The organism is Sorangium sp. So ce834 (genome assembly GCF_051521425.1).
Lineage (GTDB): Bacteria > Myxococcota_A > Polyangia > Polyangiales > Polyangiaceae > Sorangium > Sorangium cellulosum_D.
In genome coordinates this window covers 6,967,842-6,980,227 of the sequence record NZ_CP150351.1, presented here as the reverse complement: position 1 = coordinate 6,980,227, position 12,386 = coordinate 6,967,842, and the positions used below count along the sequence as shown (strand labels likewise).

The 12,386-nt window shown below is 72.8% G+C and carries 9 protein-coding genes; 8 read left to right on the top strand and 1 reads right to left on the bottom strand.

The annotated features are described in order from the left end of the window. Positions 1-254: 254 nt before the first annotated feature. From WMF20_RS24965 to WMF20_RS24950, 4 genes are all read left to right on the top strand, one after another. Positions 255-1,493, top strand: coding sequence for a glycosyltransferase (locus tag WMF20_RS24965; protein ID WP_437604470.1), 1,239 nt, complete (start codon positions 255-257; stop codon positions 1,491-1,493). A gap of 174 nt (positions 1,494-1,667) precedes the next feature. Beyond that, positions 1,668-2,945: a glycosyltransferase family 4 protein gene (locus WMF20_RS24960; protein WP_437604469.1), complete on the top strand. Its 1,278-nt coding sequence runs from the start codon at positions 1,668-1,670 to the stop codon at positions 2,943-2,945. Positions 2,946-3,018: 73 nt separating this feature from the next. Next, the gene (locus WMF20_RS24955) at positions 3,019-3,339 is read left to right on the top strand and encodes a tetratricopeptide repeat protein (RefSeq protein ID WP_129576765.1); all 321 of its coding nucleotides are present in this window, start codon (positions 3,019-3,021) and stop codon (positions 3,337-3,339) included. Between the two features lie 30 nt (positions 3,340-3,369). Continuing rightward, positions 3,370-3,987 (top strand): thiamine phosphate synthase, encoded by a 618-nt coding sequence (locus WMF20_RS24950; RefSeq protein WP_437604468.1) that lies wholly within the window; start codon positions 3,370-3,372, stop codon positions 3,985-3,987. A 54-nt stretch (positions 3,988-4,041) separates the two neighbouring features. On the opposite strand, the gene WMF20_RS24945 is transcribed toward WMF20_RS24950, so the two are convergent. Beyond that, positions 4,042-4,635, bottom strand: a complete 594-nt coding sequence (locus tag WMF20_RS24945; RefSeq protein WP_437604467.1) for a Uma2 family endonuclease — start codon at positions 4,633-4,635, stop codon at positions 4,042-4,044. A gap of 96 nt (positions 4,636-4,731) precedes the next feature. On the opposite strand from WMF20_RS24945, the gene WMF20_RS24940 reads away from it, so the two are divergent. The 4 genes from WMF20_RS24940 to WMF20_RS24925 all read left to right on the top strand — a co-directional run bounded on the left by WMF20_RS24940 (position 4,732) and on the right by WMF20_RS24925 (position 12,377). Further along, the gene (locus tag WMF20_RS24940; RefSeq protein WP_437604465.1) at positions 4,732-8,640 is read left to right on the top strand and encodes a class I tRNA ligase family protein; all 3,909 of its coding nucleotides are present in this window, start codon (positions 4,732-4,734) and stop codon (positions 8,638-8,640) included. A 106-nt stretch (positions 8,641-8,746) separates the two neighbouring features. Beyond that, positions 8,747-9,937, top strand: a complete 1,191-nt coding sequence (locus WMF20_RS24935; RefSeq protein ID WP_437604464.1) for an AAA family ATPase — start codon at positions 8,747-8,749, stop codon at positions 9,935-9,937. Then, complete coding sequence (locus tag WMF20_RS24930; RefSeq protein WP_437604463.1) at positions 9,930-10,556, top strand: DUF4276 family protein; 627 nt, start codon at positions 9,930-9,932, stop codon at positions 10,554-10,556. Before WMF20_RS24935 ends, WMF20_RS24930 begins: the two co-directional genes overlap by 8 nt. Before the next feature lie 600 nt (positions 10,557-11,156). Further along, positions 11,157-12,377 (top strand): AAA family ATPase, encoded by a 1,221-nt coding sequence (locus WMF20_RS24925; RefSeq protein WP_437604462.1) that lies wholly within the window; start codon positions 11,157-11,159, stop codon positions 12,375-12,377. The last annotated feature ends 9 nt before the right edge of the window (positions 12,378-12,386 follow it).

Here is a 12,386-nt window from a genome sequence, read left to right as displayed (position 1 = left end):
CGCTGCGCCGCGGGCGGCAGGCCCTGCGCCGCGGAGAGCGGCGCGCTACGGGAGAGCGCGCTGCGGGGGAGCGGTGTGCGGCGCGCGGCGTCGCGATGTGCGAAGTCAAACGAACAGCACGCCGGGGTCATGATACGCTCACAACCCTGAGTCACAATGACACGGAACGCTCATCGCACGGTCGACACCTCTGTCGTGGCGCGACTGGGCGCTCCGAGGACGACCGCGGCGCCTGACGGTCCGCTCAGGAGAATATGAGCAAGCCCAACGTCTGCATGGTCGTGAACAACCTCGAGGTAGGCGGGCTCGAGAAGGTGGTGCTGAGCCTCCTCGATCGGCTCGGCGACCAGGGCTTCGACCTCTCGCTGATCTGCCTCGACGGCGAGGGGCGGCTCTTCTCGGAGGTGAAGCTCCCCCGCTCCAAGTGCCTCGTGATCACGAAGGATCTCCGGCCGGTGCTGCCCGGCCTCAAGAGCGATCCCGAGGCGATCCTCTGGATCCGGCGCTTCTTCCACCAGCGCTCCGTGGATATCGTCCACGTCCACAACCGGGCTCCGCTCATCTTCGCCGGCCTCGCGGCGCGCCTGCTCCGGAATCGGCCGCTGGTCGTCTACTCGGAGCACAACCAGATCAACCGGGCGAAGGGGTTCGATCGGCGCAAGTTCGGCTACTACGCTTACCTCGCCGACGAGATGGTCGCGGTCTCGCACGACCTGAAGCGCATCCTCGTCGACGACGTGAAGGTCCGCGCGCCGGTCCGGGTCATCCACAACGGCATCGACGGGACGCGCTTCGCCCGGGCCCTGACGAGCGGCCAGCAGGGGCGCATCCGCGCGGAGCTCGGCATCGGCGAGCAGGAGTTCGTGTTCGGGTGCGCGGTGGTGCACATCGAGCAGAAGGGGCTCCGCTACCTCATCGAGGCGGCGCCCGAGGTGCTGCGGCGCGCCCCGGAGGCGCGCTTCGTCGTCGCGGGCGACGGCCCGCTCCGGGGGGAGCTCCAGCAGCGCGCCAGGGACGCGGGGCTCGGCGACCGGATGCTCTTCCCCGGGTATCGCTCGGACGTCCCCGAGCTCGTCTCCGCGTTCGACACCTACGTGCTCCCGTCGCTCTGGGAGGGGCTGCCGCTCGCGCTGCTCGAGGCGCTCGCGCTCGGCAAGCCGATCGTGGCGAGCCGCGTCGGCGGCGTCCCCGAGATCATCGAGCACGGGGTCGACGGGTTCCTCGTCCCGCCGAAGGACCCGGGCGCGCTGGTCGAGCACCTCTCGCGGGTCGCCCGCGACGCGGAGCTCCGCGAGCGCGCGCGCACGCGCGGCCCCGCGAAGTTCGCCGAGCAGTTCAGCCTGGAGGCGATGGTCGACGCGCACGTGCGGCTCTTCGACGAGCTCGTCGCCCGGCGGCGCGGCGGGGAGGCCTCGCCGCGGCCGCAAAGGTCCGGGGGAGCGAGCCAGGGACCGGCGCTGAATACGGGGCTGAGCGAGACCGAGCGAGCTTGAAGCGAGGCTCAGCGAGCCTCAACGAGCCTGAACGGGACGCGACGAGACGCGACGAGACGCGACGATACCCAACGAGACCCAACGAGACGCCTCGAACGGCGCCGGCACCAAAGCCTCTGTTGCCGGCGCGCTCGCTGCCTCGGATCGATCAGACAGGAGGAGCTCTTGCGGCGGATGCGTGTTTTGCTTATCACGAAGATTTTCCCGAACGCGGTACACCCGGACGAGGCGCCGTACAATCGTCGGCAGTTCGCCGCGCTGTCGCGTTACTGCGACGTCCGGGTGCTCGCGACGATCCCGTGGTTCCCTGGCATCGAGCGGCTCTCGAAGTGGCCTGTCGGCGCCAGCGCGCCGCGCGAGGAGGTCATCGACGGGCTGCCGGTCCGGCACCCGCGCTATCTCTACGTGCCGAGGGTCGCGCCGGCCCTGAACGGCCCGCTGTACGCGGCGTCGATGCTCCCGGAGCTCGTCGGGCGCGGCCCGTCGCCCGACGTGATCGTCGGGGCCTTCGCCTACCCGGACGGCTTCGCCGCCGTGTGCCTGGGGCGGCTGCTCGGGGTGCCGGTGGTGATCAAGGTGCACGGCTCGGACATCGACGTGATCCCGCGCGACGCGCGGCTGCGGCGGCCGCTCAGCTGGGGCCTGACGCGCGCGACCCGGGTGGTGGCGGTCAGCCGCAAGCTCGCGGACGGGGTCGCGGCGCTCGGCGTGCAGCGCGATCGCATCGACGTCATCATGAACGGCGTCGACGCGAAGCTGTTCCAGCCGCGCAGCCGCGCCGAGTCGCGCGCGGCGCTCGGCCGGTCGCCTGGATCGAAGATGTTCGTCTTCGTCGGCCACCTGAACCGGGACAAGGGGGTGCTCGATCTGGTCGAGGCGTTCGAGCGGCTCGCGCCCGCGCACCCGGATCTCGAGCTCACGCTCGTGGGCAGCGGCGCCGAGGAGCAGGCGTGCAAGGCCGCCGCCGCCCGGCTGGGCGGCCGGCTGACGGTGACCGGCTACCTGCCGCACGACCAGGTGTCGCTGTGGCTCGGGGCCTCGGACGCCCTCGTGCTCCCGAGCCTGCACGAGGGGACGCCCAACGTCGTGCTGGAGGCGCTCGCCTCGGGGCGCCGCGTGGTGGGGACGAGCGTGGGGGGCATCCCCGACATCCTCCACAGCCCGGAGCTCGGCGAGCTCATCCCGCCGGGGGACAAGGGCGCGCTCGCGGACGCGCTGCTGCGCGCCGCGCGGCACGAGTACGACCCGGCGCGGGTCGCGGAGCTCGCCGGCGGGCGCGACTGGGACGACAGCGCGCGCGCCCTCCACGACACGCTCCTGCGCGCGGTGCGCAGCGCCCGCCGGCCGAGCGCGGGCGGGCAGGACGTCGGCGACGTGCCCTTCAGCGTCCCGGGCCCGAAGGGCGGGATCGAGAACGGCGCCGCGCGGACGGGCGCTCCTCCCCTGAGCTGACGGCCCGGGCGGGCGGGGCGCGGCGGCCCGCGGGCGCGGCGTCCTCTTGACGCTCGCGCCCGTTCATCGGCGAATGGCGCCCGTGCTCACCGGCATCCGCGCGGCCCTCGGCCCGCTCGTGATCTTCGCCGCCCTCGCGCGCGCGCCTTACCAGTGCGCGGGCGACGTCGACCCGGATCATCGCCAGTACGAGGATCCGAGCGAGGCCCTGTACGGCTTGGCCGAGCGCTTCAAGGCGAGCGGCGATCGCCGGGCCCAGGCCGACACGTTGCGCTTCCTGGTCGAGCGGTATCCTGCCAGCCGGTTCGCCCGGATGGCCCGGCAGGACCTCGAGGCGCTCGGCGAGCCGGGCGCTCCGGGAGGGGAGCGCGCCCCGGGCGACGGAGACCGCTGACGCGCCGCGCGTCGGCGGAGGAGGACGGCCATGCTCACCCCGCGGTTGACCCTGATCACCCAGACGGCGGACGTGCCGGAGCCGGCCCTGCTCGCGCGGCTCTCGGCCTTCGGCGCCCTGCCCCCCGAGGCCCGCGCCCGCGTGGCGGTGCAGCTCCGCGACCCCGAGCTCTCCGGCGCGGCGCTCTACGCGCTCGGCCGGCGCCTGCGCGACGCCACCGCCGCGATCGGCGCCTCGTTCGTCGTCAACGACCGCCTGGATCTCGCGCTGCTGCTGGGCGCGGACGGCGTGCACCTCGGCCGCCGCTCGGTCGCGGTGGCCGACGCGCGCGCCCTGCTCGGCGCCGGCGTCTTCGTCTCGGTCGCCTGCCACGGCGTGGACGAGGTGCTCCGCGCGGCGGAGGCCGGGGCGGACGCGGCCGTGCTCTCGCCGATCTTCGCGACGCCCGGCAAGGGCCCGCCCCTCGGGCTCGCCGCGCTGGGCGAGGCGCGGGCTCGCCTCGCGGCCGCGTCGCGCGGGGTCGCGCTCATCGCCCTCGGCGGCGTGGACGCGGGCTCGGCGCCGGCCTGCCTCGCGGCGGGCGCGGACGGGGTGGCCGCGATCCGCGCCGACTTCGGCGGCGCGCTGCCGGCGCCGCTCGGGGGGTGACCTCGCCAGCGGCCGCCGCCGCGCCCACGCCGCCGGGCCGCGCGGCGGACGTCCTCACCTCGACCAGAGGTCGGCGAGCGGCAGCTCGATCGCGTCGAACGGCTCGGCCCGCACGGCCTCGTCACCTTCGTACGTGTCGAGCAGCGACCACCGGCCGTCGTCGAGCCGGTACACCTCGAGCGTCTGCGCGACCGGGTTGATCAGCCAGGCGTGGCGGACCCCTTCGCGGCGGTAGATCCGCATCTTCTTGCCGCGGTCGACGCGCTCGGTGCGCGGCGAGATCACCTCGCAGACCCAGTCGGGCGCGAGGTCATAGTGCGCGGGCGCGTCCTCGGGCCCGAGCGCGTCGGGCATGCGCTCGCGGCGCCAGCCGGCGAGATCGGGGACGACCTTGTCGGGCCTCGGGCCGAGGTGGAGCTCGGGCTCCATGAGGATGACCCAGCCTCCTGGTCCACCTGTATCCAGATCGAACGCACCCCCAAGCCTCACGTTCAAACGCGACGTGGTGCGGGTATGCGGCCGCGCCGGCCGCGGGAATGTGTACAGCTCCCCGTCGAGGATCTCGGCGACCATCTCTTCCGGCACGGCCTGAAACGCGGCCTCGACCTCGGGCGCGTTGCCTGGAAATAGCGGGTGCTGCGCGCTCATGCATCGATCGTAGCACCCTCCGCACCCGGCGCGCGCCGGCCCCGGCCCCCGCGCCTCCCTCGACGCTGGCAATCCGCCTTGCTACTAGGCCGGGCCATGTCCGAAGCGTCCTCGAAGAAACCGACCGACGGCCCGCACGAGCCCCTGTTCGACAAGGTGGCGACCGAGCTGAACTTCCCCGCCGACGAGGCGAAGATCCTCGCCTTCTGGAAGCAGCACCGCATCTTCGAGAAGACGCTCCGCGCCGAGACCCGCGCCACCGGCCCGTCCAAGGGCACGTTCGTCTTCTACGAGGGCCCGCCGACCGCCAACGGCATGCCGCACAACGGCCACGTGCTCACGCGCGCCGTGAAGGACGTCTTCCCCCGCTACAAGACGATGCGCGGCTACGACGTCCCGCGGAAGGCCGGCTGGGACACCCACGGGCTGCCGGTCGAGGTCGAGGTCGAGAAGGAGCTGCGCATCCACGGCAAGGCCGACATCGAGCGCTACGGCGTCGAGCCGTTCATCTCGCGCTGCATCGACTCGGTCTTCCGGTACACCGAGGCGTGGGAGAGCCTGACCGACAAGATCGGCTTCTGGGTCGACCTCGACAGCGCCTATGTCACCTACCACCGGAGCTACGTCGAGAGCGTCTGGTGGGCGCTCTCGCAGCTGCACAAGAAGGGGCTGCTCTACCGCGGCCACCGCGTCTGCTGGTGGTGGCCGCAGGGCGGGACGGCGCTCAGCGCGGCCGAGGTCGGCTGGAACTACAAGACCGTGGACGACCCGAGCGTGTTCGTGGCGTTCCCGCTCGTGGACGAGCCCGACACCGCGCTCTGCGCCTGGACGACCACCCCGTGGACCTTGCCCTCGAACGGCTACGCCGCCGTGCGGCCCGAGTTCGACTACGTCGTCGTGGACGCGGGGGCGCCCGCGGGCGGGGCCGCGCCGGTGGCCCGGAAGCTCATCGTCGCCGCGGCGCTGCGCGAGGAGCTCGCGAAGAAGTTCAAGCGCGACCTGCCCGTGCTCCGCGAGCTCAAGGGGAGCGAGCTCATCGGGAAACGGTACCGCCCGCCGTTCGATAGCTACTCGAGGTCGCTCGAGGGCGCCACCCTGCGGCGGAAGGACGGCAAGGAGGAGCCGCTCTACTGGGTCGTGATCGGCGCCGACTTCGTCACGCTCGACTCCGGCACCGGCGTGGTCCACATCGCGCCCGCGTTCGGCGAGGACGACTTCAACGCCCACAGGCGGCGCGTCGCCGAGCTCGCCGAGCCGGGCGCCGCGGGCGAGGTCCCGATCCTGTGCGCGGTGCGGCCGGACGGCACGTTCGAGCCGGGGCTCACGCCGTTCTCGGGCCTCTGGGTGAAGGACGCCGACCCGCTCATCCTCAAGGATCTCGCGGCCCGCGGGCTGCTCGTCCACGACGAGAAGTACCGCCACGACTACCCGTTCTGCTGGCGCGCCGACGACGATCCGCTGATCCAGCTCGCGCGCCCCGCCTGGTACATCCGGACGCGCGAGAACATCGACAAGGCGATCGCCAACAACCGCGCGGTCCACTGGATGCCGCCCCACATCCAGGAGGGTCGCTTCGGCGACTTCCTCGCCAACAACGTCGACTGGGCGCTCTCGCGCGAGCGGTACTGGGGGACGCCGCTCAACGTCTGGATCTGCTCCAACAGCGAGGATCACCAGCTCGCCCCGGCGTCGGTCGCCGAGATCGAGGCGCTGAACCCGCGCGCCTTCGACCATTTCCACGAGGCGAAGAAGGCCGACCCGAGCCTGAACGACCACCTCATCGTCCACAAGCCGTGGATCGACCGGGTGACGTTCCCCTGTCCGTTCACGGCTGGGGGCCCGCCCGGCGAGCCGGGCTCCGCCCCCAGGCCCCCGTGCGGCGGCGAGATGCGGCGCGTGACCGAGGTCATCGACGCGTGGTTCGACAGCGGGAGCATGCCGTTCGCGCAGTGGGGCTACCCGCACGCCCCCGGCTCGAAGGAGCTGTTCGATCGCGCGTTCCCGGCGGACTTCATCAGCGAGGCGATCGACCAGACGCGCGGCTGGTTCTACTCGCTCCTGATGGTCTCGACGCTCGTCTTCGACGAGGCGACGCAGGAGAAGCTCGGGCTGTCGCGGGTCCGGAGCTACCCGCACCCGTACAAGACGTGCGTCGTGCTGGGGCACGTCTGCGACCGCGAGGGCAAGAAGGAGAGCAAGTCGAAGGGCAACTACACGCCGCCCGAGGTCATCCTGGAGCGCGTCCGGATGGAGTTCGCCGCGGTGCGGGCCGCCGAAGTGAAGGGGGCGCAGCCGAAGGACGGGGTCGCGCTCATCGCGCGCGAGGACTACGAGGGGCTCGACCTGACGGGCGACGCCGCGAAGGTGCGGATGTACCGCGCCGATCGCGCGGCGCAGCCGGTCGCGATGGAGCTCCGGCCGCAGAAGGGGATGCCGCGGCGGATCGTCGCGCTCTCGGAGGCCGATCTCGATCGGCTGGGCCTCACGCCCGGGCAGGGGGCGCTCTCGGTGATGCCGAACGACGTGCCGCGGCTCGACCAGGCCGAGCGCGTCACCATCGAGGACCCGTCGACCTCCGCGCCCGGGGCCGACGCGTTCCGGTGGTTCTTCTACGCGTCCTCCCCGCCGTGGACGAACACGCGCCACTCGCTCACGAACGTGCGCGCCCTCCAGAAGGAGTTCGCGGTCAAGCTCCGGAACGTCTACTCGTTCTTCACCATCTACGCGAACATCGACGGCTTCTCGCCCGCGGAGGGGAACCCCGGCGCGACGGACACGTCGCCCGCGGCGCTCGCGGCGAGCGCCGGCTATCGGCCGGCGAAGGAGCGGTCGCTCCTCGACCGGTGGATCCTCTCGGAGCTCGCGCTCTCGACGCGGGAGGTGACGGCGCACCTCGACGAGTACCGGCTGTACGAGGCCGCGCAGCGGCTGGTCGACCTCGTGGACGCGCTGTCGAACTGGTACGTCCGCCGGAGCCGGGCGCGCTTCTGGGCCCCCACGGCGGCCGATCCGCTCGACGTCGGGCCGGGCGCCGTGCGGGCGGCCCAGGACAAGCGCGACGCGTACTTCACGCTCTACGAGGTGCTCGTCGCGATCGCCAAGCTGAGCGCGCCGTTCACGCCGTTCCTCGCCGAGGCGATGTACCAGAACCTGGTGCGGCGGCCGTGGCCCGCGTCGCAGCCGGAGAGCGTGCACCTCGTGGCCTTCCCGGAGGCGGACCCGGCCGCGGTGGACGAGCCGCTCGCGGTCGAGATGCGCGCGGTGCGCGAGCTCGTCTCGCTGGGGCTGCAGGTGCGCACGGCGAACAAGCTCAAGGTGCGGCAGCCGCTCGCGCGCGCGGACGTCGTGCTGTCGCAGCAGGGGCTCGCGGCGGCGCTCGCCGAGCACGTGCCGCTCATCGCCGAGGAGCTCAACGTCCACGAGGTGCGCTTCCTGAAGCCCGGCGAGGAGGGGAGCGCGGTCCGTTACGTGCTCAAGCCGAACTTCCGCGCGCTCGGGCCGAAGCTCGGCAAGAAGGTGCAGCTCGCGAAGCAGGCCCTCGCGAAGGCCGACGCGTCGGCGCTGCGCGCGGCGCTGGCGACCGAGGGCAAGATCGCGATCGCGCTCGACGGCGAGCAGGTCGAGCTCGGCCCCGAGGAGATCGAGGTCGCCGTGGAGGCGGGCGAGGGGTTCGCGGCGGCCGGCGGCCGCGCGGGGGTCGTGGTGCTGCACACGGCGCTCACGGACGCGCTCCGCGACGAGGGGCTCGGCCGGGAGATCCTCTCGCGCGTGCAGGGGCTGCGCAAGGAGCTCGACCTCGGCTTCACCGAGCGGATCCGGCTCGCGATCGACGGCAGCGAGCGGGCCCGCAAGGTGGCCGGGGCGGCGCGGGAGATCCTCATGCAGGAGGCGCTCGCGGCCGAGCTCGTGCTCGGGGCGGCGCCCGCGGCGTGGGGGCAGGCCGAGCGGCGCGAGCTCAGCGTCGACGGCGAGGCGCTCGCGATCGCGGTCGCGCGCACGGCGTGAGGGCGTGACGGCGTCTGGGGGGGTAGGTTGATCCGCGATGATCACCAAAGTCTGCGCCCGTAATTTCCGCAGCATCGGGGAGCGGATCGAGCTCGAGCTCGGGGCGATGACGGTCCTCGTGGGGCCGAACGCTTCGGGCAAGAGCAACGTCGCGGACGTCCTGCGGTTCCTGTCCGAATGCGTGACCGCGTCGCTCGCCAGCGCGGTCGCCGCTCGGCACGGGTTTCGTACCCTGCGGCATGGCGGTTCCTGGGGGCCTTCTGACGTGGTCCTCGAGGTTCACGTCGAGCGCGAGCGTGGCGCGGGCATCTGGGGATTCACGCTCGCCTCTGACGGGGACGAGGACGGCGTTCACGTGGAGCGAGAACGTGCCGTTTGGTTCCCCGGACCGGCGCCGGATGCTGTTACCCGAGCGCGTGTCTTTGCGTTGATAGAGCGGCCCAGCTCGACGTGGACCGAGGAGGAGCGGAACCTCTACGGCGCCCAGCAGCTCAACCTGACGGGGGGCGGCCTCGCCGACCTTGGCCCACCCTCTTTCGCGACGCGCAGAGCGTTCGACGGTCTGCGGCTGCCGCTCGTTCAACATCGGGACGAGCTCGTGGCGTCCGCAGCCGGATCCGAGGAGCTCAACCCCTTCGGCGGTGTGATGGATGAGCTGCGTCGGGTCGCCGTCTATTCATTGTTCCCCGACGTGCTCCGTGCTCCACAGCTCCCGGATCCTTCCAAGCCGATGAGCACGAAGGGGAGCAACTGGGCGTCGAGCTTGCGGGCGCTCAATCGCTCCGCCTGGGGGACCGAGCTTGTCGCCGCCCTTGGGCGCATCGCCGCCGATATCGACGATTATCGTGTTGCCCATGCGGGTGGCTTCCTGATCCCGGAGTTCCGTCACGGCCTCGACGCACATGGACGCGAGCGCTGGCATGGCGCTGCGCAGGAGTCGGACGGCACGCTGCGCGTCGCTGCCCTCCTCACAGCGCTCTTCCAGGAGCCAGCGCCCGTGCTCCTCGGCTTCGAGGAGCCGGAGCTCGGCGTGCACCCCGGCGCGATCCCGCTGCTGTTCGATTTCTTGAAGGAAGCGTCGACGCGCAGCCAGATCCTGCTCACGACGCACAGCCCTGATCTCCTGGACCTGCTGCCCATCGACGACATCCGCGTCGTGGAACGGCGCGAGGGCGCAACCACGGTGGCGCGGGTCGACGAGCGGCAGCGCGAGCTCGTGCGCAAGCGCCTGATGTCGACGAGCGATCTCCTCCACGCCGAGGGCCTTCGCGCCGAGGGAACCGCCAGCGATGGGTAAGGCCTACCTGGTCGTCGAGGGCCACGGTGAGGTCGAGGCGGCGAGGAACCTGGTCATCCGGCTCTGGGCCGACCTCGCGCTGCCGCATGCGGTATGGGGAGCGCCGAAGCGCGGCAAGGCGCTCAACACCCGCGCCGGCGTGCTGCAAGCCTGCGAGCTGCTGCGCAGCGAACGCGACTGCAGCTTCGCGTTGCTGCTCCGCGATCAAGACGACGGATGCCCTGCGGCGGCGGGACCCGAGACCGCGGCCTGGGTCGATGCGGCGCGCCTGCCGTTCCCCGTGGCCGTCGTGCTGGCGCATCGCGAGTTCGAGGCGTGGTTTCTGCCGTGCATCCACCTGATGGCGGGCCGGGAGATCCGGCCCGGCGTGCGCATCGCAGAAGGCACGGCGTGCCCGGAGGACCCCGAGGGCATCCGCGACGTGAAGGGGTGGCTCTCGAAGCACTTCCCGAAAGGCAAGGCGTACAAGCCCACGCTCGACCAGCTCAAGCTCACCCAGTGGATCGACTTCGGCGTGCTCCGCACCTCCGGGGCGAGGTCATTCCGTACGCTCGAGAACGCGCTGCGGTTCGTCGCCGCGCCCGGCGCTCTCAGGGTGTACCCGCCTCCTCGACCCTAGCGCGCTTCGGCTCACCGCCGCGGTTCCGTGCCGGGCCTTACGATCCCGCGGGGCGCGATCGCCCGGCCCTCGCGGGGGGGCGCTCCGCCTGAAGGATCTTGTTGCGGCCATCGCGGACGAGGCGTTCGATGATCCTCGTCGGGTGGGGAGCATCGAAGCGTCTCAGGAAGATACCGAAGGCCGCCTAGCACCGGCCCGAGAGGGGCGACGGCTGACCCCGGCGCCCGGATATCTCCGCGGCATGAACATGCCAGCGCCCACCGGCCTTCCACGTCGGCCGGATGTCCCAGGCGCGCGGCTGCCTGTCCCAGACGCGCGGCTGCCTGTCCCAGACGCGCGGCTGCCTGTCCCAGACGCGCGGCGTGACGCGTCCCAGCAGCACAACGCCGTGTCCCTGGCCGTCGTGCCTGCGTCCCTGACGCGCGCACCGGCGTCCCTGGAGGTCGCACCGGCGTCCCTGAGGTCCGCTCCAGCGTCCCTGGCGCCCCCTCCGGCGTCCCTGGCGCCCCCTCCGGTGTCCCTGGAGGGCCGCCCAGCCCGTCCGGCTCGTACCGCAGCGCGAGGGGAGGGCACGGCCTGGAAGAGGGGCGCTGCGCCGCGATGATCACCCACGTCTACGTCAGCAACTACGGCAGCATCGGGCCCGGCATCGAGCTCACGCTCGGCGCGCTGACCGCGCTCGTCGGTCCGCCCGGCGCGGGGAAGGGGTGCCTCCTCGACGCCGTGCGGTTCCTCGCCGAGTGCGCCAACGGGGCGCTCGAGCAGGCGGCGGCCAGCCGCCGCGGCGGCGGCGCGCTGCAGCGCCCCCGCGGCAGCGGCGCGGTCACCACCCTCGGCGTCGCGGTCTCCAGGACCGAGGGCCACGGGTTCTGGCTCGTGCAGCTCGCGCCCGGCGACCGGGACGGCGAGCCGCGCGTGAAGAGCGAGGCGGCCGCGTGGTGGCAGCGCAGCGCGCTCACCCGGCTCGTCAAGCCGGGTCTGCGCGACGTCTTCGACGCCGGCAGCGACCCGCCCGAGGTCTCCTTCGACCGGCTGAAGGGCAGCCCGAAGGGGTTCTCGCGCAAGGACAAGGGCCGCAGCGGCACGCTCGCCTACCGCGGCGTCGCCCCCATCGCCGTGAGCGGCGCCAGGCTCGTCCTGCCGCTGCTCTCCGACGGACCGCTCACCCCGATGCGCGACGAGCTGCGCCGCGCGGTCCTCTACTCCCTCGCGCCGCGCCCCCTCCGCTCGCCCCAGAAGATCAGCGCATCCCGCCGCCTCCGCGCGAGCGGCGAGAACTGGGGCTCCGTCATTCGCGCGCTCGAGAAGGAGCGCTGGAGCGAGCAGTTCCTCGCCAGCCTGTCCCAGGTGCTCGGCGAGGTCGACGGCGCCCGCGCGATCTCGTCCGGCGGGTTCCTCGTCCCGGAGCTGCGCCACGGCGTCGACGACGGCGGCCGCGAGCGCTGGCGCGCGGCCACGGACGAGCCGGACGCGACGCTGCGGCTCGCGGCCATGGTCACCGCGCTCTCGCAGGAGCCGCCGCTCGTGCTCGCCGGCTTCGAGCACCCCGACGCGGACGTCGATCGCGGCGCGCTGCCGGCGTTGCTCGAGTACCTGCGCGGCGCCTCCGCCCAGCGCCACCTCCTGCTCACGACCGAGAGCCCCGCGCTCCTCGACCTCCTGCCGCTCGATTCCGTCTACTCGGTGGCGCTCCGCGACGGCTCGACCACCGCGTCGCCCATCGACGAGCCCGAGCGGCGCGCGCTCCGCGAGCAGCTCGTCGCCGCCGAGGGCCAGCGCGCCCGGGCCGCGCGCTCCGATCGGCCCCCCCGTGGCCCCTGAGCCCGCCTG

Excerpts from the sequence above, each read along its gene's own strand:
- WMF20_RS24960 (WP_437604469.1), top strand. The coding sequence starts at position 1,668 with ATGCGTGTTTTGCTTATCACGAAGATTTTCCCGAACGCGGTACACCCG.
- WMF20_RS24950 (WP_437604468.1), top strand. The coding sequence starts at position 3,370 with ATGCTCACCCCGCGGTTGACCCTGATCACCCAGACGGCGGACGTGCCG.
- WMF20_RS24940 (WP_437604465.1), top strand. The coding sequence starts at position 4,732 with ATGTCCGAAGCGTCCTCGAAGAAACCGACCGACGGCCCGCACGAGCCC.
- WMF20_RS24930 (WP_437604463.1), top strand. The coding sequence starts at position 9,930 with ATGGGTAAGGCCTACCTGGTCGTCGAGGGCCACGGTGAGGTCGAGGCG.
- WMF20_RS24965 (WP_437604470.1), top strand. The coding sequence starts at position 255 with ATGAGCAAGCCCAACGTCTGCATGGTCGTGAACAACCTCGAGGTAGGC.
- WMF20_RS24925 (WP_437604462.1), top strand. The coding sequence starts at position 11,157 with ATGATCACCCACGTCTACGTCAGCAACTACGGCAGCATCGGGCCCGGC.
- WMF20_RS24955 (WP_129576765.1), top strand. The coding sequence starts at position 3,019 with ATGGCGCCCGTGCTCACCGGCATCCGCGCGGCCCTCGGCCCGCTCGTG.
- WMF20_RS24945 (WP_437604467.1), bottom strand. The coding sequence starts at position 4,635 with ATGAGCGCGCAGCACCCGCTATTTCCAGGCAACGCGCCCGAGGTCGAG.
- WMF20_RS24935 (WP_437604464.1), top strand. The coding sequence starts at position 8,747 with ATGACGGTCCTCGTGGGGCCGAACGCTTCGGGCAAGAGCAACGTCGCG.